This window comes from Sphingosinicella soli, from assembly GCF_014199685.1.
Taxonomy (GTDB): domain Bacteria; phylum Pseudomonadota; class Alphaproteobacteria; order Sphingomonadales; family Sphingomonadaceae; genus Sphingosinicella; species Sphingosinicella soli.
Genome location: NZ_JACHNZ010000004.1, coordinates 81684 through 103758, shown reverse-complemented (window position 1 = coordinate 103758; position 22075 = coordinate 81684). Strand labels below are relative to the sequence as shown.

At 66.0% G+C, this 22075-nt stretch carries 23 protein-coding genes and 2 riboswitches; of the genes, 12 read left to right on the top strand and 11 right to left on the bottom strand.

The window, feature by feature from the left end:
• Positions 1–10: 10 nt before the first annotated feature.
• The 3 genes from coaD to GGQ98_RS03100 are packed head-to-tail and all read right to left on the bottom strand — an operon-like array spanning position 11 to position 1684.
• Positions 11–505: a pantetheine-phosphate adenylyltransferase gene (coaD, locus tag GGQ98_RS03110; protein ID WP_184064938.1), complete on the bottom strand. Its 495-nt coding sequence runs from the start codon at positions 503–505 to the stop codon at positions 11–13.
• Positions 506–527: 22 nt separating this feature from the next.
• On the bottom strand, positions 528–1424 hold the full coding sequence (locus GGQ98_RS03105; protein WP_184064935.1) for a farnesyl diphosphate synthase: 897 nt from the start codon (positions 1422–1424) through the stop codon (positions 528–530).
• Between the two features lie 8 nt (positions 1425–1432).
• On the bottom strand, positions 1433–1684 hold the full coding sequence (locus tag GGQ98_RS03100) for an exodeoxyribonuclease VII small subunit (RefSeq protein ID WP_184064932.1): 252 nt from the start codon (positions 1682–1684) through the stop codon (positions 1433–1435).
• 143 nt (positions 1685–1827) lie between these two features.
• Here GGQ98_RS03100 and GGQ98_RS03095 point away from each other — a divergent pair, with 143 nt between their 5' ends.
• Positions 1828–2649, top strand: a complete 822-nt coding sequence (locus tag GGQ98_RS03095; protein WP_184064930.1) for a hypothetical protein — start codon at positions 1828–1830, stop codon at positions 2647–2649.
• A gap of 121 nt (positions 2650–2770) precedes the next feature.
• Here the strand turns inward: GGQ98_RS03095 and gcvPB are convergent, their stop codons facing one another.
• The 6 genes from gcvPB to GGQ98_RS03065 form a co-directional block, all read right to left on the bottom strand.
• The gene (gene gcvPB / locus GGQ98_RS03090; RefSeq protein WP_184064928.1) at positions 2771–4333 is read right to left on the bottom strand and encodes an aminomethyl-transferring glycine dehydrogenase subunit GcvPB; all 1563 of its coding nucleotides are present in this window, start codon (positions 4331–4333) and stop codon (positions 2771–2773) included.
• On the bottom strand, positions 4327–5697 hold the full coding sequence (gene gcvPA, locus GGQ98_RS03085) for an aminomethyl-transferring glycine dehydrogenase subunit GcvPA (RefSeq protein ID WP_184064926.1): 1371 nt from the start codon (positions 5695–5697) through the stop codon (positions 4327–4329). Before gcvPA ends, gcvPB begins: the two co-directional genes overlap by 7 nt.
• Positions 5698–5700: 3 nt before the next feature.
• Positions 5701–6462, bottom strand: a complete 762-nt coding sequence (locus GGQ98_RS03080; RefSeq protein ID WP_184064924.1) for a class I SAM-dependent methyltransferase — start codon at positions 6460–6462, stop codon at positions 5701–5703.
• A 4-nt stretch (positions 6463–6466) separates the two neighbouring features.
• Positions 6467–6838, bottom strand: coding sequence for a glycine cleavage system protein GcvH (gene gcvH, locus GGQ98_RS03075; RefSeq protein WP_184064922.1), 372 nt, complete (start codon positions 6836–6838; stop codon positions 6467–6469).
• Complete coding sequence (gcvT, locus tag GGQ98_RS03070; RefSeq protein WP_184064920.1) at positions 6838–7953, bottom strand: glycine cleavage system aminomethyltransferase GcvT; 1116 nt, start codon at positions 7951–7953, stop codon at positions 6838–6840. Before gcvT ends, gcvH begins: the two co-directional genes overlap by 1 nt.
• A gap of 47 nt (positions 7954–8000) precedes the next feature.
• A riboswitch (glycine riboswitch) is annotated at positions 8001–8107 on the bottom strand.
• A 2-nt stretch (positions 8108–8109) separates the two neighbouring features.
• Positions 8110–8204: riboswitch (glycine riboswitch) on the bottom strand.
• Between the two features lie 74 nt (positions 8205–8278).
• The gene (locus tag GGQ98_RS03065; RefSeq protein WP_341534119.1) at positions 8279–8896 is read right to left on the bottom strand and encodes a hypothetical protein; all 618 of its coding nucleotides are present in this window, start codon (positions 8894–8896) and stop codon (positions 8279–8281) included.
• A 113-nt stretch (positions 8897–9009) separates the two neighbouring features.
• On the opposite strand from GGQ98_RS03065, the gene ispH reads away from it, so the two are divergent.
• From ispH to rnhA, 3 genes are read left to right on the top strand one after another with little or no spacing between them, the layout of a single operon-like run.
• Complete coding sequence (gene ispH, locus GGQ98_RS03060) at positions 9010–9969, top strand: 4-hydroxy-3-methylbut-2-enyl diphosphate reductase (protein WP_184064916.1); 960 nt, start codon at positions 9010–9012, stop codon at positions 9967–9969.
• A 4-nt stretch (positions 9970–9973) separates the two neighbouring features.
• Entirely contained in the window at positions 9974–10915 is a 942-nt protein-coding gene (gene thrB / locus GGQ98_RS03055) for a homoserine kinase (RefSeq protein ID WP_184064913.1), read from the top strand.
• Positions 10912–11370 (top strand): ribonuclease HI, encoded by a 459-nt coding sequence (gene rnhA / locus GGQ98_RS03050; protein ID WP_184064910.1) that lies wholly within the window; start codon positions 10912–10914, stop codon positions 11368–11370. Before thrB ends, rnhA begins: the two co-directional genes overlap by 4 nt.
• Before the next feature lie 13 nt (positions 11371–11383).
• On the opposite strand, the gene GGQ98_RS03045 is transcribed toward rnhA, so the two are convergent.
• Positions 11384–12502 carry an NAD(P)/FAD-dependent oxidoreductase gene (locus GGQ98_RS03045; RefSeq protein ID WP_184064907.1) on the bottom strand — a complete coding sequence of 373 codons (1119 nt, stop codon included), beginning with the start codon at positions 12500–12502 and terminating at the stop codon, positions 11384–11386.
• Positions 12499–13440, bottom strand: coding sequence for an alpha/beta fold hydrolase (locus GGQ98_RS03040; RefSeq protein ID WP_184064904.1), 942 nt, complete (start codon positions 13438–13440; stop codon positions 12499–12501). Before GGQ98_RS03040 ends, GGQ98_RS03045 begins: the two co-directional genes overlap by 4 nt.
• Before the next feature lie 50 nt (positions 13441–13490).
• Between GGQ98_RS03040 and GGQ98_RS03035 the strand changes: the two genes are divergently transcribed.
• From GGQ98_RS03035 to GGQ98_RS03000, 8 genes are read left to right on the top strand one after another with little or no spacing between them, the layout of a single operon-like run.
• Complete coding sequence (locus GGQ98_RS03035) at positions 13491–13964, top strand: A24 family peptidase (protein ID WP_184064901.1); 474 nt, start codon at positions 13491–13493, stop codon at positions 13962–13964.
• A gap of 37 nt (positions 13965–14001) precedes the next feature.
• Positions 14002–14985 carry a Flp pilus assembly protein CpaB gene (gene cpaB / locus GGQ98_RS03030; RefSeq protein WP_184064897.1) on the top strand — a complete coding sequence of 328 codons (984 nt, stop codon included), beginning with the start codon at positions 14002–14004 and terminating at the stop codon, positions 14983–14985.
• Between the two features lies 1 nt (position 14986).
• Positions 14987–16405 carry a type II and III secretion system protein family protein gene (locus tag GGQ98_RS03025; protein ID WP_184064894.1) on the top strand — a complete coding sequence of 473 codons (1419 nt, stop codon included), beginning with the start codon at positions 14987–14989 and terminating at the stop codon, positions 16403–16405.
• Positions 16406–16422: 17 nt separating this feature from the next.
• A complete protein-coding gene (locus tag GGQ98_RS03020; RefSeq protein WP_184064891.1) occupies positions 16423–17079 on the top strand; it encodes a CpaD family pilus assembly protein in 657 nt (218 codons plus the stop codon).
• A gap of 18 nt (positions 17080–17097) precedes the next feature.
• Entirely contained in the window at positions 17098–18363 is a 1266-nt protein-coding gene (locus tag GGQ98_RS03015; RefSeq protein ID WP_184064888.1) for a CpaE/TadZ family protein, read from the top strand.
• Between the two features lie 53 nt (positions 18364–18416).
• Positions 18417–20123, top strand: coding sequence for a TadA family conjugal transfer-associated ATPase (locus GGQ98_RS03010; RefSeq protein WP_184064885.1), 1707 nt, complete (start codon positions 18417–18419; stop codon positions 20121–20123).
• Complete coding sequence (locus GGQ98_RS03005) at positions 20120–21094, top strand: type II secretion system F family protein (protein WP_184064882.1); 975 nt, start codon at positions 20120–20122, stop codon at positions 21092–21094. Before GGQ98_RS03010 ends, GGQ98_RS03005 begins: the two co-directional genes overlap by 4 nt.
• Positions 21094–22074: a type II secretion system F family protein gene (locus tag GGQ98_RS03000; protein WP_184064879.1), complete on the top strand. Its 981-nt coding sequence runs from the start codon at positions 21094–21096 to the stop codon at positions 22072–22074. The genes GGQ98_RS03005 and GGQ98_RS03000 overlap by 1 nt, the downstream gene beginning before the upstream one ends.
• Position 22075 lies beyond the last annotated feature (1 nt).

Below are 22075 nucleotides of genomic sequence, written 5' to 3'. Positions count from 1 at the left end.
ATTCTGAACATCATGATTTGGCCGCGTCGACCTTCGCCTTCACCGCCGCCGCGACCGACGGGGTCACGAACTTGATGATTTCCCCGCCGAACACGGCGATCTCTTTTACAAGGCGCGAGGCGATGGGTTGAAGCGCGACGTCCGCCATCAGGAACACCGTCTCTATGTCGCTGTTCAGCTGCTGGTTCATGCCCGCCATCTGGTATTCATATTCGAAGTCGGCAACCGCGCGCAGGCCCCGCACGATCATGCTTGCGTTCTGGCTTGCGGCGAAATCCATCAGCAGCGCATTGAACGACACCACTTCGATCGTGCCGTTCGCGATCCCCGCGATTTCGCGGCGGACCTGATCCAGCCGTTCGTCGAGCGTGAACATCGGCGATTTGGATGGATTGGTGGACACGCCGATAATCAGCTTGTCGACCAGCTTGGCGCCGCGCCGAATGATGTCGATGTGGCCGAGCGTGATCGGGTCGAACGTCCCGGGATAAACGCCGATGCGCATGATGTGTCCCCCTGCTGCCGTTCTAGCGGTCGCGTTCGATCGCGAAGCGCGCGATTGCGCGCAGCAGATCGGCGGACTGGCCGAAGCTGTGCAGGTGTCCGATCGCCTGATCGATCAGCATCTCCGCCTGCTTGCGCGCGCGCTCGATGCCGAACAGCGACACGAAGGTCGCCTTGCCCGCGCCTGCGTCCTTGCGCACGGCTTTTCCCGTGCGGCTGCTTTCGCCTTCCACGTCGAGCAGATCGTCAGCGATCTGGAAGGCGAGGCCGAGATCGCGCGCATAGCCGCGCAGCTTCATTCGGCTTTCGGCGTTCGCCTTGCCCATGATCGCGCCGGCCTCCACCGAAAACCCGATCAGCGCGCCGGTCTTCAATTGCTGAAGCCGCGTCGTCGTCGGCAGGTCGAACGTCTCCGTCTCGGCGACGAGGTCCATCATCTGCCCGCCCGCCATGCCGCCGGGACCGCTCGCGCGCGCAAGTTCGAGAACAAGCTCGGAGCGCACATAGGGGTCTTCGTGCGTGGCCTCGTCGGAGAGCACCTCGAACGCGAGCGCCTGCAGCGCGTCCCCGGCAAGCACGGCGGTCGCCTCGTCGAACGCCTTGTGCAGCGTCGGCTTGCCGCGCCGCGTGTCGTCGTCGTCCATGCACGGCAGATCATCGTGGACGAGGCTGTAGACATGCACGCATTCGGTGGCGATCGCGGCGCGAAGCGCGCGCTCCTTGTCGACATGGAACAGGTCGCAGGATGCCACCACGAGCAAGGGGCGCATCCGCTTGCCGCCGCCCATCGCGGCATAGCGCATCGCCTCCACGAGACGGCGGCGCGGATCGGAAGGCACGGGGAGAAGTTTGTCGAAGCGCTGATCGATCGCGGTTCCGATCGCGTCGAGCGCGGGTTTCAGACTGAGCGAAGCGTACACCTGCGCGCCTATTCGGTGTCGAAGGGCCGCGTGCCCTTCGGTTCGCCGTCGGGGCCGAGCTGAATGAGTTCGATGCGGGCCTGCGCCGCCTTCAGCTTCGATTCGCAGAAGGCCTTCAATTGCTGGCCCTGTTCGTAAAGACCGATCGAGGCTTCGAGATCGACCTCGCCGGCCTCGAGCTGGTGCACGATCTTCTCCAGCCGCGCGAGCGCAGCTTCAAAGCTCATCCCATCCAGCGATGCCGTATCTGCGCCGGTCATCAGACTCCCTGCCTTCGGTCCATGCAGGGCGTTTTGGACGGGCGATGCCCGCCGGTCAACAGGGCTTTGGGCTGATGGCTTGCACGGCGCACTCAAACGCCGCAGCATCCGGCGGAGGGGCGCGGGGCAAGCAAGGCGCATTGATGCAGACAGTCTTCGACATCGCGAACACGCGCTACGAGGAATGGGTGTTCTTTGCGATCCCGCTCGCGCTGTTCATTCTGGCGGCCATCGGGCGCCGCCGCAGCAAGGCGCAGCGCTGGTCGAAGGTGCTTCTGGTGTTCGCCGCGCTCACGTTTCTGGTGATGCTCATTCCGCTTTGGGATTACCACGCGATGAAGGGCGTGATGGCTGAAGGCCGCGACATCAAGGTGGCCGAAGGCATCGTCAGCGATGCCTGGACACGGGAACGCCGCGAAGCCCGCAGCCAGGGCGACATCGGCTATCGTTACCGCACATGGGAAGGCTTCACCGTCGGCGGCGTCACGTTCGGCTACTGGCGCGGGTTCCAGCCATCAGGCGCGAGCTTCACGAACCGGGGCGATCCGCCCGTTCCCATCGAAAACGGGATGCGCGCCCGCGTCACCTACCACGAACAGTGGGACGACAAGCGCATCCTGAAGCTGGAACTGGAACCGGCCGCCGTGAGCAATCCCGGCGCCGTAGCATCGTTCGCAGCCGACTGGACCCGTTTCGCCACTGCCGCCGCCACAGGCGACGCCGCGACCGTCAAGGCGCTGACCCGCTTTCCGTTCCTCTTCGAAGGCCGGAAACTCACTGCCGACCGCTTCGATTCGATCTGGATGGGCCTGTTCACCCCGACCGTCCGCGAATGCATGGGCAGAGCGCAGCCGCAACCCGAAGACAATCGCTTCGCCGTATTCTGCGCGCCCTACGCCTTCTACTTCGATCAAGGCGCCGAAGGCTGGCGCTTCAGCGAATTCACCGCCGACCCGGAGGGTTAGCACTTTCCCCCCTCCTCTTCAGGGGAGGGGCCGGGGGTGGGGCGTATCCTCAAGCCCGGCGTTGGAGAAGCGGCACTGCCCCACCCCAACCCCTCCCCTGAAGGAGAGGGGCTTCGAGATACTACTCGGCCGCGATGCTCTCCGGCGTCCAGCTCAGCACCGGTTTTCGTGCCGCCAGCGTCTCATCCAGGCGGCGGCGGGGGGCGAAATAGGGCGCGGTCCTGAAGTAATCCGCCTCGCCCGCCTTTGCGCGCGCCACCAGATGCCGCAGCGTGGCGATGAACTGGTCGAGCGCCGCCTTGCTCTCGGTTTCGGTGGGTTCGATCAGCATCGCGCCGTGGACGACGAGCGGGAAGTACATCGTCATCGGGTGATAGCCCTCGTCGATCAGCGCCTTGGCGATGTCGAGCGTGGAAACCCCGGTGCCTTCCAGGAAGCCGTCGTCGAACAGCGCTTCGTGCATGCACGGGCCGGACGCCCCGAACGGCGCCGTCATCACGTCGTCGAGGCTGCGCAGCACGTAGTTCGCATTCAGCACCGCGTCCTCGGCGACCTGTCGCAGGCCGTCGGCGCCGTGGCTCATGATGTAGCTGAGCGCGCGCACGAACATGCCCATCTGGCCGTGGAACGCGACCATGCGGCCGAAACTTTTCGCATGCGCGTCGCCGCCGTGCGCCTGCTCCTCCTCGACCAGTTCGAAGTGCGTGCCGGTGTGGCGCACGAACGGCAGCGGCGCGAACGGCGCGAGCGCCGCCGAAAACACCACCGGCCCCGCGCCCGGCCCGCCGCCGCCGTGCGGCGTCGAGAAGGTCTTGTGGAGGTTGATGTGCATGGCGTCGATGCCCAGGTCGCCGGGGCGGACCTTGCCGACGATGGCGTTGAAATTGGCGCCGTCGCAGTAGACGTAAGCGCCCGCCGCGTGGACGGCCTGCGAAATCGCGATCATCTCGGGCTCGAAGAGCCCGCAGGTGTTAGGGTTGGTGATCATCACCGCCGCCACGTCCGGCCCGAGCCGCGCCTTCAGCGCCGAAAGGTCGACCCGTCCGGCGGGTGTCGCCGGGATGTTCTCCACCTCATAGCCGCAAAAAGCCGCCGTCGCCGGGTTGGTGCCGTGCGCCGATTCGGGAACCAGAACCACCTTGCGCGCCTCGCCGCGCGCCTCGTGCGCCGCGCGGATCGCGAGCATCCCGCACAGCTCGCCGTGCGCGCCCGCCTTCGGGCTCATGGCGACCTCGGGCATCCCCGTCAGCGTCTTCAGCCAGTGCGCGAGGCTGTCGATGAGTTCGAGCGCGCCCTGCACGCTGTCCACCGGCTGCAGCGGGTGGATGTCCGAGAAACCCGGCAGGCGCGCCATCTTCTCGTTGAGGCGCGGATTGTGCTTCATCGTGCACGAACCGAGCGGGAAAAGCCCCATGTCGATCGCGAAGTTCTGGCGGCTGAGCCGCGTGTAGTGGCGCACGACCTCGGGTTCCGACAGGCCGGGAAGCCCGATCGCCTCGCGCTCCAGCCCGCCGAGCCGCGATGCGACCTTGGGCGGCGCGGGCAGGTCGACGCCGGTGCGCGCGTTGTCGCCGATCTCGAAGATCAGGGGCTCTTCAAGCGCAAGGCCCCGGTTGCCGGTGAAAGTATCCGCCTGCGCTTCGGCCGTTCCCGGCGCCGTCTCACGACCTGTGCGGTTCAGCATGACACGGCCTCCTCATACGCTGCGACAAGTTCGTCTACATCGTCCTCGGTCTGCGTCTCGGTCACGGCGACGACGACCCCATTGGCGAGGGCAGTCTCCCCCGGATAGAGCCGCCCGAGCGCGACACCGCCGAGCACGCCCGCGTCCGCCATGCGCCGCATCGCGGGCCGCGCCTCCACCGGCAGCGCCAGCGTGAACTCGTTGAAGAACGGCCCGTTCAGCAGCGTCACGCCCGGTATCGCCCCCAGCCGTTCCGCCACCTGCACGGCGCGCGCGTGATTGAGCGCCGCAAGATCGCGCAGCCCCTTCTCGCCGAGCAGACTCATGTGGATGGTGAAGGCAAGGCTGATGAGGCCCGAGTTGGTGCAGATGTTCGAGGTCGCCTTCTCGCGGCGGATATGCTGCTCGCGCGTCGAAAGCGTCAGCACGAAGCCGCGCTTGCCTTCCGCGTCCACCGTCTCGCCGCAGAGCCGCCCCGGCATCTGGCGGACATGCTTGTGATTGCACGCGAAGAGGCCGAGGTACGGCCCGCCGAAGCTCAGCCCGCCGCCGATCGACTGGCCTTCGCCGACCATGATATCGGCGCCCATCGCGCCGGGCGAGCGGACCGCGCCGAACGCGACCGCTTCCGTCACCACAGCGATCAGCAGCGCACCCTTCTCGTGGCAGCGCGCCGCAAGCTCCGACAGATCGGCGACATGGCCGAAGAGGTTGGGGTTCTGCACGACGACGCAGCTCGTCTCATCGTCGATCGCCGCGATGAGCGCCGCAACATCGTCGCCCGGCGCGCCTTCCGTCAGCGTCGGCACAGAGGCCACCACCGCGTCGTCGGTAAAGTGCGTCAGCGTCTTCGCGACCGCGACATAATGCGGGTGCAGCCCCGCCGAGAGCAGCGCCTTCGCCCGGCGTGTGACGCGCCGCGCCATGAAGATTGCCTCCACGCAGGCGGTCGAGCCGTCGTACATCGAGGCGTTCGCCACATCCATGCCGGTCAGCCGCGCGACCTGCGTCTGGAATTCGAACAGATACTGCAGCGTGCCCTGCGCGATCTCGGGCTGATAGGGCGTGTAGCTGGTCAGGAACTCGCCGCGCTGGATCAGGTGATCGACGCTCGCCGGCACATGGTGCTTGTACGCGCCGCAGCCGAGGAAGAAGGGCACGTGCGTCGCGGTCAGGTTCTTCCGCGCCATCGCCGAAAGCGCGCGCTCCACCTCCATCTCGCTCATGTGCAGCGGCAGGCCCTCGACGGGGCCGGAAAGCCGCGCGGCGGCGGGAACGTCGCGGAACAGATCGTCGACGCCGGGTGCGCCGATGCGCCCAAGCATCGCGGTGCGGTCGTCGGCAGTAAGGGGCAGGTATCGCATTCGCTACTCCGGTTTTGTGGCCGCGAAGCGCAGCCGCACGTAATCCGCAATCCAGTTGCCGTCCGCATCGCAGAGGATGGGACGGAGAAGTTCGACGGTCTCGTCGATCACTGCCTGCCGGTCGCTGTCCGTGACCTTGAGCACGTCGAGAAAGCCCGTACGAAACGTCGTGAGCCACGCCGCCATGCCGCTGGCGAGCGGGGTCTGGCGCGGGATGATGTCGCACGCCTCAACCGCGAACCCGGCCGCCTCCAATGCGGTCCGCGCTTGCGCCGCGGTCATGTAGACCTGATCCTCGTGCCCCGGCACGGCATAGCCGCGCGCCTTCAGGATGCCGCGCAACGCGGCACGGATCGCCGCGATGTTGCCGAAGCCGCCACACTCGGCGACGAACCGCCCGCCCGGCTTCAGCGCGCGGTACACCCCGGCGAAAACGGCGGCGGTATCGGGCATCCAGTGCAGCGCCGCGTTCGAGAACACGGCATCGAATTCGGCGTCGAACGTCAGCCGCTGCCCGTCCATCACCTCGGCATCGAGGCCCTTCATCCGCGCCGCTGCGATCATCGCCGGATCGGAGTCGGTGCCGAGCACGCTTGCGCCCGCCTCGACCAGCTTCTGCGTCAGCACGCCGTCGCCGCAGCCGAGATCGAGAATGCGCTGCCCCGGCTTCGGCGCCAGCAGAGTCAGCACGGCAGCGCCGAGCGCAGGTACGAACGCCGCGTGGGCGGCGTACGCTGCGGGATCGAAATTATGCTGCCGTGCCATTGCTCTAGAGGTCCGCGCAGAACGCTGCGTAGGCGTCCGCGTCCATCAGGCCGGAAAGCTCCGCCGGATCGCCGACGCTCATGCGGAAGAACCAGCCGTCGGTTTCCGCCGCCGTGTTGACGAGCGCGGGATCGGCTTCGAGCGCGTCATTGCCCTCGGTGACCGTACCGGAGATCGGCGCGTAGACCTCGCTCGCGGCCTTCACCGATTCGACGACGGCGGCGTCCTTGCCCTGCACCAGCGCCTTGCCGACGGCGGGAAGCTCGACGAACACGACGTCGCCGAGCTGGCCCTGCGCATAATCGGTGATGCCCACGGTCGCGGTGTCGCCGTCGACACTGACCCACTCGTGTTCTTTCGAATAATAGACGGTCATCACTGGCCTCCCTGTCTGACGTAACGGTGCGGAACAAACGGCATGGGCGCGGCGAGGGCGGCGATGCGCCGGCCGCGAACATCGATTTCGAGCGCGGTGCCGTCGGCGGCGTGGTCGGCCGAGACGTAGCCCATCGCAATCGGCGCACCCACGCTGGGCGCGAAGCCGCCCGAGGTGATGACGCCGACCTTGGTATCGCCTGCGAAGATTTCCGCGCCCTCGCGCGCCGGGAGCTTGCCCTCGACGCGAAGCCCGATGCGCTTCACCGCCGCGCCGTTCAGCAGCTGGCCAAGCACGCGCTCGGCGCCGGGGAAGCCGCCTTCCATCTTGCGGCGCTTGGAAACGGCGAAGGCGAGGTCGGCCTCGATCGGTGTCGAGGCGGTGGAAAGGTCGTGGCCGTAGAGCGGCAGGCCCGCCTCGAGGCGCAGCGAATCGCGCGCACCGAGGCCGATCGGCCTCACTTCGGGCTGCGCGAGAAGCGCGCGCGCCACCGTTTCGGCATGGTCCGCCGCCACGGAAATCTCGAACCCGTCCTCGCCCGTGTAGCCCGATCGGCTGACCCACACGTCGATGCCTTCGATACGAAAGGCGCCCGCGCGCATGAACACCAGCGTAGAGACCTCACCGGCAAGCCGGGAGAGCGCATCCGCCGCCTTCGGACCCTGCAGCGCGAGGAGCGCCAGATCGGTGCGGTGGCGCAGAGACACCGCTGCGGGCAAGTGCGTCATCATGCAGGCGATGTCGCCATGCTTGGTGGCGCCGTTCACCACGACATAGAAATGATCGCCGCGATTCGTCACCATCAGGTCGTCGATGATGCCGCCGTTGGTATCGAGCAGCAGTGAATAGCGCATGCGGTTCTCGCGCAGCGCAAGGAAATCGCCTGGCATCAGCGCCTCAAGCGCCGCCGCGACGCCGTCCCCGCGGAATTCGAGCTGGCCCATGTGGCTGACATCGAACAGGCCCGCGCTTTCCCGCGTCCAGTTGTGCTCGGCCATGATGCCGTCGAACTGCACGGGCATCGCATAGCCCGCGAAGGGCACCATGCGGGCGCCGAGTTCGCGGTGCAGGGCGTCGAGCGGCAATGCCAGCGCGGCTTCATCGGAATGGGACATCAAGGCTCCGTTCGTGACACAGATTCCCGAAGCAAAGCCGCTGCGGGCCGCCCCCATCTGTCACGGAACCTGAGAGTTTCGCGCGAGCCGAGCTCGTGCTTACCCCGTCGGTGGGATGAACCCGAAGGCGCATCCGCTTTCCAGAGCGCCGTACAAGGTGGCCGCGCGGTCCGTTGGCCTGAGAGATTCCGGGGGCGGTTGCTCCTTCGGCGCCGCATCCCGAAGAATGCGGACTCTCCCGCGCGTCACCGGTGCCGGAGCACCGACGGCACGGCCTCAATGCGGGGCGGCAGGGATTCTGTCAACGGCGATCAGGCCCGCGGCTTCACTTCCCGACGTTGTAGGCGAGCGCTGCGTCGTCGAGCTGGAAGCCCACCAGCAGTTCGAAGCTGGCGTTGCGCAGCGCGGCGCGGGCTTCGGGGGCGGCGAGCGGGTCGATCGCGGCATCGGCGTCGCCGGGTTTGCGCTCGCGGTTGATCTCGCGGGTGATGTTTTCGGGCAGCGAGGCGGCGGCGCGGCTGATATCGCTGCGCGCATAGCCGGTCGTGCGGGTGCGAAGCTGTCCGTCCTCGAAGCGCAGGGTCACGCTGCCGATCTGTTTCGACAGCAGTTGATCGCCTGCGCGCAGCACCACGGCGAAATAGGGCAGGGTCACATCGCGTGCGCCGCCGGCGTTCGTGCGCTGCGCGACGACGTCGAAGCTGAGCTGACTGTTCAGCCTGTCGGCCGATTCGGCGCACGTGGCGCGCACGTTGGTGATCGCGGCGGTCACGTCGATCGCGCTCGCGTCCCGGCTTGTCTCGGGCGAAAACAGCGTCACGTCGCTTGCATATTGCAGCGTTCCGGCTGCCGGGCAGGGGCTGCGCGTGATCTTCAGCGGATTGCCGCCGCCGCAGGCCGCCAGAATGAGGAGCGCAGGGACAACAACGAAAAACTGGCGCACGTGTGACGGTCCTTCCCGCATCGGGCTAAAGACGCCCTCTGGCGCCCCTGTCGTCCGTCTCTATAGGAAGCGGCTTTTGAAGCGGCAAGCAATCGCGTAGAGGAAGCGCCGTTATGGCTGACATTGATCCAGAACTGAAGCGACCGCTCCGCGTGCTCGTCGCAGGCCCGCGCGGCTTCTGCGCGGGTGTGGACCGCGCGATTCGCATCGTCGAGCTTGCGCTCGAAAAGTGGGGCGCGCCCGTCTATGTGCGCCACGAAATCGTCCATAACCGCTTCGTCGTCGATAGCCTGCGCGCCAAGGGCGCCGTCTTCGTCGAGGAACTGGACGAAGTGCCGGAGGATGTGCCGGTGATCTTTTCGGCGCACGGCGTGGCGAAAAGCGTGCCGAAGGCGGCCGAGGCGCGCAAGATGGTCTATGTCGATGCGACCTGCCCGCTCGTGTCCAAGGTTCACCGGCAGGCCGAGCGGCTGATCGAGCAGGGGCGGCACATCATCTTCGTCGGCCACGCCGGGCATCCCGAGGTGATCGGTACGTTCGGACAGGTGCCCGAAGGCGCGATGACGCTGGTGGAAACCATCGAGGACGCGGAAAGCGCGGTATTCGCAGACACGTCGCGCCTTGCTTTCCTCACGCAGACGACGCTCTCGGTGGATGATACGCACGCGATCGTCGATGCGCTGCGCCGCCGTTTCCCGGAAATTCAGGCGCCGCGCGGCGAGGACATCTGCTACGCGACCTCCAACCGGCAGGATGCCGTGAAGGCGATTGCGGGAGACTGCGACGTCGTATTCGTCATCGGCGCGCCCAATTCCTCCAATTCGCTTCGCCTGCGTGAAGTGGCGGAGCGGTGCGGCGCGCGCGCCTATCTCGTCCAGCGTGCCGCCGAACTCGATTGGGCATGGCTGGACGGTGCGAACACCGTCGGCATCTCCGCCGGAGCGTCCGCGCCCGAAGTGCTGGTGCAGGAACTTCTGGAGGCCCTCGGCAAGCGGTGTGTGCTCAGTGTCGAGCAGATATCGACTGCGGTGGAGGACGTCGCCTTCAAGCTGCCGCGCGTACTCTCGGAGTAATTCGGTGGCGGTTTACACGCATGTTCCCGGCGAGACGCTGGCTGTCTTCATCGCACGCTACGATATCGGCGATCTGGTTGCGGCCAAGGGCATCGCCGAGGGCGTCGAGAATTCCAACTATCTGATCGATACCACGCGCGGGCGCTACATCCTGACGCTCTACGAAAAGCGGGTCGACACCGCCGATCTCCCCTATTTCCTCGCGCTGATGCGTCACGCCGCAGAGGGCGGGCTGCCCGTGCCGCGCCCGATCGAAGACCGGGAGGGCGCGGCGCTGCAGGATCTTGCGGGCCGACCGGCGTGCGTGATCGAGTTCCTGACGGGCATTTCCGTGACGGAACCGACTCCCGCGCTGTGCCGCGCAGCGGGCGAAGCGCTCGGGCGCCTGCATGCCGTGACGGCGGATTTCAAAGACATACGCGCCAACGCGCTCGGGCATGAGGGGCGGCTGAAGCTGGGCGCGCAATGCCTGCCGCGCGCGGACGAGATCGATCCGGCGCTTGCAGCGCTCATCGAAAGCGAAATGGCGTTTCAGGCCGCGCACTGGCCTGCCGATCTGCCGCAGGCGACGATCCATGCCGACCTGTTTCCCGATAATGTTCTCGCGCTCGGCGAAACGGTGACCGGCATCATCGACTTCTATTTCGCCTGCACCGATGCGCGCGCCTATGATCTTGCCGTGATGCACGGCGCCTGGTGCTTCAGCAACGACGGGGCCGTGTTCTATCCGGAGCGCGCCGAAGCCTTGCAGGCAGGCTATCGGGCGGCCCACCCCATCAGCGAGGCCGAAGCGGCGGTGATGCCCGTCCTGCAGCGCGCCGCAGCGCTTCGCTTTCTGCTGACCCGCGCGTGGGACTGGCTGAACACGCCTGCCGACGCCCTCGTCACCCGCAAGGATCCCATGGCGTTCGCGCGGCGGCTCCGGCACCTTCGCGAGGCGCAATGAGCGCCGCCCCCGACGTCGAAGTGTTCACCGACGGCGCGTGCAAGGGCAATCCCGGCCCGGGCGGCTGGGGCGCCCTGCTCCGCGCGAAAGGCAGCGAGCGGGAACTGATGGGCGCAGAATCGCTCACAACCAACAACCGCATGGAACTCACGGCTGCGATCGAGGCGCTGAAGGCGTTGAAGCGCCCCTGCACCGTGATCCTGTCCACGGATTCGGTTTACGTGCGCGACGGGATCACCAAGTGGATTCACGGGTGGCAACGAAACGGTTGGCGGACGGCCGATCGCAAGCCCGTGAAGAACGCCGATCTCTGGCAGGCGCTGATCGCTGCGGCCGCCCCGCACAGCATCGACTGGCAGTGGGTGAAAGGCCACAGCGGCCACCCCGAGAACGAACGCGCCGACATGCTGGCGAATCTCGCCATTGCGGAGATGAGGGCGGCGGCCGACATCTGATCGGTCCCGCTTACTATTTGTCCCGGAAACGCCCGGGCGCATAGCGCTCTGGATCGACGCCCGGCGCGCTCCACGCGGTGTCCGTTATCAATGCCGCCGCCATGGCGCCCGCCGCCGGAGAGGTCTGGACGCCGAAGCCGCCCTGACCGGCGCACCAGAAGAAACCCGGCGCGTCCGCCGCGAAGCCGTAAACCGGCAGTCTGTCCGGCGCGAAGCTGCGCAGCCCCGCCCACGACCGCGCCACGCGCCGCACCCTGGCGGTCGTCGCATCCTCGAAGCGATCGACCGCGACGGCGATATCGATTTCCTCGGGCTGCACGTCACTTGCCGGTGCGGGCGTTTCGTCGTGGGGGCTCACCCACATCATCCCGGCGTCCGGCTTGAAGTAAAAGCGGCCTTCCACGTCGAACACGACCGGCAGGTCCGGGTTCACGGGTTCGCCGAGGTCGGCCACGACCATCGTGCGTCTCAGCGGCTGCACGGCGAGCGGCCTCGCGCCCGCCAGAACTGCGATTTCGTCCGCCCACGCTCCGGCCGCATTCACCACGATGTCGGCTTCAAAGCGCCCTGCGCGGGTTTCGATCCGCCAGCGCCCGCCGCTGCGGTCCAGCCCGTGAACGCGGGCGTCGGTGACGAGCGCCGCGCCGCGCCGCCGTGCGCCTGCCAGGAACGCCTGATGCAGGCGGGCCACTTCGATATCGGTGCATTCCGGATCCCAAACGGCGCTTTTCCGCCATGCTGGTGCAAGCAAGGGCGCGCGCGCTTCTGCCGCGTCGGCGTCGAGGCGCTCTATGGCGATGCCGGTGGCGCGAAACGTGCGTTCCAGGCGATCGAGCGCGCCCTGCGCGTCCGATGCCGCGATGTGAAGCGCGCCGCGCGGCGTCACGAGCGGGCCCTCCGCGAAACCCGCCGCAGGCTGGAGGAGGAACGCCTTCGACGCGGTCGTCAGCGGCTGCACACCCGGCCCGCCGTAGGTTTCGGCGAAGAAGGCGGCCGATCGCCCGGTGCTGTGCAGACCCGGATGGGTTTCCGCCTCGATCAGCAGAACGGATGCCTGCCGGCTCAGAAACCACGCAAGGCTCGCGCCCGCGATGCCCGCCCCCACAACGACAACGTCGTACCGATCCGTCATAACCCCACCAACCCGTCGACCGCCGCGAGCACGCTGTCCTGCACAGGGCTACGCTCGCGCAGCAGTTCGTGCGCGGCGCCTGCAATGACGTGGAGCCGCCCCTGCGGCAACCGCTGAACGAGCCGCCGCGCGGCAGCCGCATCAACCAGCTGCTCGTTCTCGCCGATGAACACATCGATCGGCAGTTTGATCGCTTCGGGAACGCCGCGCGCCGCGAGCTTGTCGCACGATGCCGATGCCTCGAACAGCCAGCGCCAGCTCGCGCCGCCGAAAGCAAGCTGCGGATCTTTGTCGATCCACCACGCCTCATCGGCAAACCGCGCGGGGTCGCCGGTCAGGATGCGCTGGCGGCGTACGGAGCGCGTGCGCTCTCCATAGGGGCCCTGCAGGGGCGGATAGGTGTCGCCCGCACCGGCTTGCACGCGTGCGCGTGCTAGCCACGCGAGAACGCGTTGCGGAATGCCGTGCGCCGCGATGCCCGCCATCGGCGCGAACAGCACGGCCCGCCGATAATGCCGCGTGCCACCTGCCGCGAGATGCCGGAGCGCGAGGTGGCCGCCCATGCTGTGCGCGGCAAGCACCAGCGGGCCGCTCAGACATTCCGCCGCGCTGTCGGCAAGCCCGTCGAGGTCCGCGAGCCAGGCGTCGAAAGAGTTTCCCGCCCCTGCCGGAAACCGACCCGACGCGCCCTGACCCCGCCAGTCGAACGTCATCAGCCCGTAGCCGCGGCTGCGCCAGTGCCAGTAACTCTCGGAATATTTCTCGATGAAATCGGCGCGCCCGTTCAGAAACAGGATCGAGGGTTTGCCGGGTGCCGGCGGCCACATCACCGTGCGGATTCGCCACCCGTCGGCGGCGGTCCAGTCCGCGCAGCGGGCGCCCGGAGGCAGCGAACGGCGCCGGATCAGCGCATCATCGTGGGGCGGGTTCGGCGTCACGCGCGCATGGTTACGTTTTTTTCAGTGATGACGTCTAGGACCGTGTCCTCATGGCCGGGGCTCTTCAGATCATTTGCGTCGCAGTGCTTTTCGCGCTGCTCGTCTACGTCATCTACAGCGACGTAACCCGGCGTATCATTCCGAATACCGTCAACATCGCCGTCGCGCTGCTTGCCATTCCATTCTGGTTGGGATCCGGCGAGGCGCTTTGGCCGCTCGTCGGCTGGCAGGTGTTGCTTGCTGTTGGCGTATTCGCCGTTTTCGCCGGAATCTTCGCGCTGGGCGCCATGGGCGGAGGGGATGTCAAACTCCTCACCGCGCTCGCACTCTGGCTCCCGGCTATCCCCTATCTGCGGATGCTGGTGATCATGTCGATCATCGGCGGCGTGCTCACGCTTGCCTATCTCGTATGGCATCGGCGGCGCAAAAAAGAGGGGGAACCGGAGGTTCCATACGGCTGCGCTATCTGCCTTGCGACCTTCATCGCGCTTGGCGAACCGATTGTTAAGCAATTCGCGGGATAGTGCACGCAGGGGTTTTCGCCTGGAGGCAACTGGGGTCATGGACGTAAAGAAGCTGATATTGCTGGTCGGGGCGCTCGTCGTAGCGGGTATCTCGGCCTTCTTCGTACGCGCGCTGGTCAGCGATGGCGGTGCGCCGCAGGTGCAGGCAGGCGAAGTCGAACAGAAGGGCCCGAAAGTGCTCGTCGCGACAAAGCCGCTGCCGCTCGGCACCATCCTCACGCAGGAGATGTTCAAGCTCCAGCCGTGGCCGAAGGATCTCGTCGAGAACGTCTATTATCTCGAGGGCGAGACCAATCTCGAAAGCCTCACCGGCAAGGTCGTGCGTGTTTCGGTTCCGGCCGGACAGCCGCTCACCAAGGGCTCGATCGTCGGGCCGGGCGAGCGCGGGTTCCTCGCTGCGGCACTCACACCCGGCATGCGCGCCGTCACCGTGTCGATCAATGCGGAGAGCGGCGTCGCCGGCTTCGTGTTTCCGGGCGACCGCGTCGACATGATTCTCACGCACGGCGTCAGCTATCAGGGTGATACCGAGGAAGGCACGCCGGCGCCGTCGCTGCGTGTTTCCGAAACCATGATGCGCAACGTCCGCGTGCTCGCCATCGATCAGCGCACAAACGAACTCGGCGGCGAAGGCTCCGGTCCCAAGACCGGCCGCACCGTGACGTTCGAAGTGCCGCCGAAGTTCGTCGAGAAGATCGCCGTCGCGCAGACGCTCGGCCAGATTTCGCTCAGCCTGCGTCCGCTTGCGGAAAATACGCAGGAGCTGGAGCAGATGATCGCGACCGGCGAAGTTGAGGTCGGCGACGATCTGAACGCGACGCAGGAAAAGCATATGCAGATCGCGATCCAGATGCAGCCGAACGACCGCAATCCGTCGTTCACCACCGGCGGCGAGGTCTCGCGTTTCGCGTCCAACCTCGATCCGCGTCCGGTGGCCGTGAAGTCCGGCAAACCTGCGGGCCCGAGCGTCCGTGTGTTCCGCGGCAACAAGACCACCGAAGTTTCTGTGGGGGCAGAATAACATGAAGCTCAAGGCAATCCTGTGCGGCTGCACCGCCGCATTGTCGCTGGCCGTAGCGGCCACGCCCGCGACACAGGCGCAGGACACGACGATCACGTCGGCGTCGTCCTCGCTCAACGTGGGCGTCAACAAGGGCACGCTGATCCGGCTCGAACGCTCGATGAGCGACGTGTTCGTCGCCAACCAGAAAATCGCCGACGTCCAGGTTCGCTCCGATCGCCTGCTCTACGTCTACGGCGTGGGCGCGGGTGAAACGACGATCTACGCCACGGACGGCGCCGGGCGCATCGTCTATTCCGCGAACGTCCGCGTCGCGCAGAACATCGATCAGATCCGCACGATGCTGGGCCTTGCGATGCCCGGCGCTGCGATCACGGTCAATTCGATGAACGGCATGACGCTGCTCACCGGCACCGTCGCCAATCCCGAAGAGGTCGAGGAGGCGACACGCCTCGTCAAGACCTTCGTGGGCGAAGGCCAGGCCATCGTCAACAAGCTGCAGACGGCAACGCCCGCGCAGGTCAACCTCCGCGTGAAATTCGCCGAGGTCAGCCGCAGCCTGGTGAAGGAACTCGGCCTCAACCTGACGACGATCGACAATACCGGCGGCTTCCTGTTCGGCATGGCGCGCGGACGCGGCACCGGGGCGCTCACATATGATGCGGCTGCGGGATCGTGGACGCTCAATCAAAACTCCGGCTCCACCACGATCGGCGGCGTCGCCTCGTTGTTCGGGCTGGACGTCGGCGCCGCAATCGACGCGCTTGAACAGGACGGTCTCGTATCCCTTCTGGCCGAACCGAACCTCACGGCGCTTTCGGGCGAAACCGCCAGCTTCCTCGCGGGCGGCGAGTTCCCGATCGCGGTCAGCGACGGCAACGGCGGCATCAGCGTCGAATTCAAGGAATACGGTGTCGGCATCGCCTTCACGCCGACCGTGCTCGACGGCGGCCGCATCAGCCTGCGCGTTCGCCCTGAAGTGTCGGAACTTTCCGAAGCAGGCGCCATTCGTCTCGACAACATCTCGATCCCCGCGCTCACCACGCGCCGGGCCGAAACCTCCGTCGAGCTCGGCTCGGGCCAGAGCTTCATGATCGCCGGCCTGCTCAGGAACCGTGTCGGCACGACGCAGGAGAAGACGCCGCTGCTCGGCAATCTTCCGATCCTCGGCGCGCTGTTCAAGTCCGATCGCTACGCGCGCGACGAATCCGAGCTGGTCATCATCGTGACCCCCTATCTCGTCAAGCCGTCCAACACGCGTCTCACGCTGCCGACGGACGGGCTTGCCGTTCCCAACGATGCGGAACGCTGGCTGCTCGGCAAGACGTTCAAGGGCGCCAAGGCGCCGGTCGCAGAAGCGAAGGTTGCCGCCCCGTCGGCAGTCACCGGCGCCGCCGCGCCCGGCTTCTCTAACAATTGATGGATGGGAAGGGCACAATGACCATGAAGACCATCACCATGCGCCGCCTCGCGGCTGCTACCCTTCTTGCCTCGTCGCTCGCGCTCGGCGCCTGCGGCGGCAGCATGCCCAATCCTGGAATGGCGTCGGCAAAGGCGCCGCTCGTCACGCAGACGATCCTTGTTCACGATCTCGGCTATGCGGGGTCCGACGGTCTTTCCGGCGAACAGCGCAAATCGCTGTCGGAATGGTTCGACGGCATCGGCGTGCGCTACGGCGACCGCGTCAGCGTCGATGACCAGGGCAGCGGTTCGGGCGTTCGCCGCGCGGCGATTGCGTCCGTGCTCGCCGAATACGGCCTTCTGCTGAGCGAGCAGGTGCCGGTGACGCCGGGCGCCGGCAACGCCGGAGCCCGCGTGGTCGTCATGCGCGCGGCGGCGACTGTTCCGGGTTGCCCCGACTGGACGCGCGGGTCGAACGCTGAATTCGAAGCCTCGACGATGAGCAATTACGGCTGCGCCAGCGAGAGCAATCTCGCGGCGATGGTCGTCGATGCCAATGATCTGGTGTCGGGCAAGGCCCACACGGGCACCGATGCGCTCACCACGGTGAAGGCGATCGAAACCTACCGGGGCAAAGCCGCCGAGGGCACCGACAAGGTGAAGAGCACCGTCGGCACGGCCGGCAGCAATTAAACGAGGGGATCAGCAGGTATGAACGCGCCTTGGAATCCGAAAACCGGTGTCGGTGCACGCGACGCCTTCAACGCCTTCGTCTGCGACGACGAAACCGCCGACGCCGTGAAGGTGGTTGCGGCTGAACTCGGCTGGGCGGTCGAGAAGGTCAACAAGGGCGGCCTGCGCAACGCCGTCCAGACGCTCTCGGTCTCTTCGAGCCCGATGGTTCTGCTCGTCGATTTGTCCGAATCGGGCGATCCGCTGAACGACATCAACGCGCTTGCCGAAGTCTGCGAGCCGGGCACGATCGTGATCGCCGTCGGCATGATCAATGATGTGAAGCTCTACCGCGATCTCGTCGCGAGCGGCCTGCAGGATTACCTGCTGAAGCCGCTTTCGGCAGACGCGATGCGCGAAGCCTTCATGCATGCGCAGGTCACGCTGCAGGGCCCCAAGCATGTGGAGGTCGATACAAGCGATCGTCCCCGCTCGACGATCGCGGTCATCGGCACGCGCGGCGGCGTCGGCGCCTCTACGGTGGCAAGCTCGCTGGCGTGGCTTTCAGCCGACAGCCAGGGTCGTTCCACCGCGCTGCTCGATCTTGACGTTCAGTTCGGCACGGGCGCGCTTTCGTTCGATCTCGAACCGGGCCGCGGTCTCACCGACGCGCTCGAGAACCCGAGCCGCATCGACGGTCTCTTCATCGAGCGCGCGATGGTGCGCGTGGGCGACAAGCTCGCCGTGCTTTCGGCCGAAGCGCCGATCAGCCAGCCGCTGATTGCCGACGGCAGCGCGCTGTTCCAGCTTCAGGAAGAAATGCGCAACGCTTTCGAAACCGTTGTCGTCGATCTGCCGCGTACCGTGGCGGTGCAGCACCCGCATCTGCTCGGCGACGTCAACCACGTCGTCGTCGTTACGGAACAGACGCTGGCGTCCACGCGCGATGCGATCCGTCTGCTCGGTTTCCTCAAAGCGAACGCGCCGCACGCCAAGGTCACGATGGTCGCCAATCGCGTCGGCACGAATCCGCCGCCGGAAGTCGCCCGCAAGGATTTCGAGGCGTCGATCGAGCGCAAGGTCGATATCGTCATTCCGCTCGACGTGAAGCAGGCCGTGGGCGCCGCGAAGCAGGGGCGGGCGCTTTCAGCGGTCGCGACCGGCAAGGTCAGCGGGGCGCTCAACGCCCTGGCTTTCCAGCTCGCGGGCGAACTCGCCGCCGAGGTCGAGGCGAAGACGCTGATGAGCAAGGTTCGCAGCCTGCTGCCTCAAAAGGGCACCGCCAAGGCGTCGGGCAAGAAGTAACGATTCCCGTCCGGGCAAACCGGGCGGGGCTCACTGCGTAAACGGGGTAAGGCATGCAGCCCAAAGGGTTCGGAAAACGAAGCGGCGCAGGACTGCAGGTTGTTGGCGACGGTTTCGGGCAGAGCCCCGCTGCCGCCAGCACCGGCAGACGGCCGCTTGTTGCCGATTCCGGGGATTACGGCCTTTCCAAGCCCGTAGAGGCGCCGCGCGGGCGCAGCACTGAAAACTGCGTCTGGGAATTGCACGCGATCCTGTCTCCGCAGCTTGCCGAACTGTTTCCGCCGGCCAAGACGCGCACGCGCCGCCGCGGCGAACTCGCCGCGCAGATGGAAGACACGATCAAGCGCCTCGCCGATATTCAGGGCATGGCGATCGACGACGGGCAGGTGCGTGATACCGTCACCGTTCTTCTCAACGAACTCATCAATCTCGTCGGCGGGCTGAAGTCGCCGGCGGGTGCGGATGCTGCCGAGCGCACCGCGCGGGCGACGAGTGCGAGCAATCAAAGCGTGCTCGCCGCCAAGGAGCGCGTTCATCCGATTCTGATGGAGCGGATCGATGCGAGCGTCATCGCCGATCTTTCGCGCGGCGAACTCGCCGAACAGATCTCCGATGTCATCTCCGAAATTCTCGTTCAGGAAAAGATCGGTCTCAACCAGCGCGAACAGCGCGATCTCGTCACGCTGCTGCTCAACGACATGCTCGGCCTCGGGCCGCTCGAACCGCTGCTGAACGACGACGACGTCAGCGAAATCATGGTCAATGGTCCCAACGTCGTTTACGCAGAGCGCAAGGGCAAGCTCGCGCAGACCGACGTAAAATTCCGCGACGACGCGCACCTTCTCAACATCGCGCAGCGTATCGTCAGCGCGGTCGGTCGCCGCGTCGATGAAACCTCGCCGATCTGCGATGCGCGTCTCCTCGACGGCAGCCGTGTCAACGTCGTCATCCCGCCGCTCGCCATCGACGGCACCTCGATCTCGATTCGGAAATTCTCCAAGATCAAGCTGACGCTCGACCGCATGATGGACGGCGGATCGATGTCGCCGGCCATGTGCAAGTTTCTGAACATCGCCGGACGCTGCCGTCTCAATATCCTGATCTCGGGCGGCACCGGTTCGGGCAAGACGACGATGCTGAATGCGATCTCGCGCAACATCGATCCGGGCGAACGCATCGTCACGATCGAAGACGCCGCCGAGCTTCAGCTCCAGCAGCCGCACGTCGTGCGCCTGGAAACCCGCCCGGCGAATCTCGAAGGCAACGGCCAGGTCACGATGCGCGATCTCGTGAAGAACGCGCTGCGCATGCGTCCCGATCGCATCATTCTGGGCGAGGTTCGCGGCCCCGAGGCGTTCGATCTGCTCGCCGCCATGAACACGGGCCACGACGGCTCGTTCGGCACGCTGCACGCGAACCGCCCGCGCGAGGCGCTGACGCGTCTTGAAAACATGATCAACATGGCCGGGCTCAATCTCAGCCCCAACGCCATCCGCCAGCAGATTTCCGACGCGCTCAATCTCGTCGTGCAGATCAGCCGCATGCGCGACGGCGGCCGCCGCATCACCCACATTTCCGAAGTGGTCGGCATGGAAGGCGACGTCATCACCATGCAGGATCTGTTCCTCTACCATTACAACGGCGAGGACGAGACAGGGAAACTGCGGGGCGACTACGTGAGTACGGGCCTTCGCCCGCATTGCTACGAACGCGCGGAATATTTCGGCCTTGGCCGCGCCTTGATGGAGTGTATGGGATGAGCCGTGATCTGATGATCGCCGTGATCTTCGGCGGCGTCTTCGTGGCGTTGGCGCTGATCATCATGATGACCGGCGACGGCAACGCGAAGCGCGGTGCAAGGCGGCTGGAGCAGCTGCGCGAGCGGCATTCGTCCTCGCGCGAGGTGCTCGCGCAGGTGCAGATGCGCCGGATTCTCGCCTCGCGCGAGAGCAGGCTCGACACCATGTTCCAGGGCCTGATCCCGAACCGGGCGCTGCTGCGTCAGCGGCTGGAGCGCACCGGAAAATCCTGGTCGCTCGGCCAGTATGCGGTTGCAAGCATCGGCGTCCTGGCGCTGGTTTTCATCGGGGTGATGGGTGCGGGCGCGCCGATTGCGCTTGCCGCGCTGGCGGGGCTGTTCTTCGGCCTGTTTCTTCCCCACATGATCGTCGGCTTCTTCATCAAGAAGCGCATCAAGAATTTCAACGCCCGTTTTCCCGATGCGATCGACCTGCTCGTGCGCGGTCTGCGTTCGGGTCTGCCGATTTCCGAATCGATCGGCGTGGTCGGCAAGGAAATCCTGGACCCGGTCGGATACGAATTCCGTCAGGTGTCGGACAAGATCCGCATCGGCCGCACGATGGAGCAGGCGCTTCAGGAAACCGCGAACCGTTTGACGACGCCGGAATTCCAGTTCTTCGTCATCACGCTGTCCATCCAGCGCGAGACGGGCGGCAACCTTGCCGAAACGCTGAACAACCTCGCCGAGGTGCTGCGCAAGCGCGCGCAGATGAAGCTGAAGATCCGGGCGATGTCGTCTGAATCGAAAGCGTCCGCCTATATCGTCGGCTCGCTGCCGTTCATCGTGTTCACGCTCGTGTACATGATGAACCCCTCGTACCTCAATCCGTTCTTCATCGATCCTCGCCTGATGGTGGCGGGTGTCGGCGGCCTGATCTGGATGTCAATCGGCGCCTTTATCATGGCCAAGATGGTGAGCTTCGAAATCTGATGGAAGAAAAAACCCTCCTTCTCGGCATGACCGGGACCGATCTCGCCACGCTGCTTGCAGCGCTCGGAGTCTTCGCCATGATCGTTGCGGTCTGGTCGGTGGCGACCGTGCGCGATCCGATGCGCGGCCGCGTGAAGGCGCTTCAGGATCGCCGCGAGCAGCTGAAGGCCGGCATCGTCGCGCCTCGGCGGCGCTCCAGCCTTGCCGCGAAGACCGAAGCCACCGATTTCATGCGCGGCATCCTCAAGAAGATGTCGGTCATGCAGGACGAGCAGACCAAGCTCGCCGAAGCGAAACTGGTGCAGGCCGGTATCCGCTCCAAGGATGCGGTCGTCCTCTTCATGTTCAGCCGCCTGATCGCGCCGTTCGCGCTCGGCGCCATCGCCGCGTTCTACATCTACGGCCTCGGCATGTTCCCGGATTATTCATCGTCCACCCGGGCGATGATCGTCGGCGGTGCGCTGCTGATCGGCTACAAGGCGCCCGACATCTACGTGAAGAACCTCATCACGAAGCGTTCGGATGCGATCCGCAAGGGCTTGCCCGATGCGCTCGATCTGCTGGTGATCTGCGCCGAAGCCGGCCTCACCGTGGATGCCGCGTTCAACCGCGTCGCCAAGGAACTTGGTAACGGCTACCCTGAACTCGCGGACGAATTCGCGCTGACCGCGATCGAACTCGGCTTCCTCACCGATCGCCGCCAGGCGTTCGAAAACCTTGCAACCCGTGTCGATCTCGAAGCGCTGCGCGGCGTCGTCACGACGATGATCCAGACCGAGAAATACGGTACGCCGCTCGCGTCATCCCTGCGTGTGCTCTCGGCCGAATTCCGCAACGAGCGCATGATGCGCGCCGAGGAAAAGGCCGCGCGGCTTCCCGCGATCATGACCGTGCCGCTCATCCTGTTCATCCTGCCGGTGCTGTTCGTCGTGATCCTCGGGCCTGCGGCCTGCGCGATCGCCGACAACTTCACGAGCTGAG

Coding starts and splice junctions, on each gene's coding strand:
- coaD (WP_184064938.1), bottom strand. CDS start 505: ATGCGCATCGGCGTTTATCCCGGGACGTTCGACCCGATCACGCTCGGC.
- GGQ98_RS03100 (WP_184064932.1), bottom strand. CDS start 1,684: ATGACCGGCGCAGATACGGCATCGCTGGATGGGATGAGCTTTGAAGCT.
- GGQ98_RS03095 (WP_184064930.1), top strand. CDS start 1,828: ATGCAGACAGTCTTCGACATCGCGAACACGCGCTACGAGGAATGGGTG.
- gcvPB (WP_184064928.1), bottom strand. CDS start 4,333: ATGCTGAACCGCACAGGTCGTGAGACGGCGCCGGGAACGGCCGAAGCG.
- gcvPA (WP_184064926.1), bottom strand. CDS start 5,697: ATGCGATACCTGCCCCTTACTGCCGACGACCGCACCGCGATGCTTGGG.
- GGQ98_RS03080 (WP_184064924.1), bottom strand. CDS start 6,462: ATGGCACGGCAGCATAATTTCGATCCCGCAGCGTACGCCGCCCACGCG.
- gcvH (WP_184064922.1), bottom strand. CDS start 6,838: ATGACCGTCTATTATTCGAAAGAACACGAGTGGGTCAGTGTCGACGGC.
- gcvT (WP_184064920.1), bottom strand. CDS start 7,953: ATGTCCCATTCCGATGAAGCCGCGCTGGCATTGCCGCTCGACGCCCTG.
- ispH (WP_184064916.1), top strand. CDS start 9,010: ATGGCTGACATTGATCCAGAACTGAAGCGACCGCTCCGCGTGCTCGTC.
- rnhA (WP_184064910.1), top strand. CDS start 10,912: ATGAGCGCCGCCCCCGACGTCGAAGTGTTCACCGACGGCGCGTGCAAG.
- GGQ98_RS03045 (WP_184064907.1), bottom strand. CDS start 12,502: ATGACGGATCGGTACGACGTTGTCGTTGTGGGGGCGGGCATCGCGGGC.
- GGQ98_RS03035 (WP_184064901.1), top strand. CDS start 13,491: ATGGCCGGGGCTCTTCAGATCATTTGCGTCGCAGTGCTTTTCGCGCTG.
- cpaB (WP_184064897.1), top strand. CDS start 14,002: ATGGACGTAAAGAAGCTGATATTGCTGGTCGGGGCGCTCGTCGTAGCG.
- GGQ98_RS03025 (WP_184064894.1), top strand. CDS start 14,987: ATGAAGCTCAAGGCAATCCTGTGCGGCTGCACCGCCGCATTGTCGCTG.
- GGQ98_RS03020 (WP_184064891.1), top strand. CDS start 16,423: ATGACCATGAAGACCATCACCATGCGCCGCCTCGCGGCTGCTACCCTT.
- GGQ98_RS03015 (WP_184064888.1), top strand. CDS start 17,098: ATGAACGCGCCTTGGAATCCGAAAACCGGTGTCGGTGCACGCGACGCC.
- GGQ98_RS03010 (WP_184064885.1), top strand. CDS start 18,417: ATGCAGCCCAAAGGGTTCGGAAAACGAAGCGGCGCAGGACTGCAGGTT.
- GGQ98_RS03005 (WP_184064882.1), top strand. CDS start 20,120: ATGAGCCGTGATCTGATGATCGCCGTGATCTTCGGCGGCGTCTTCGTG.
- GGQ98_RS03000 (WP_184064879.1), top strand. CDS start 21,094: ATGGAAGAAAAAACCCTCCTTCTCGGCATGACCGGGACCGATCTCGCC.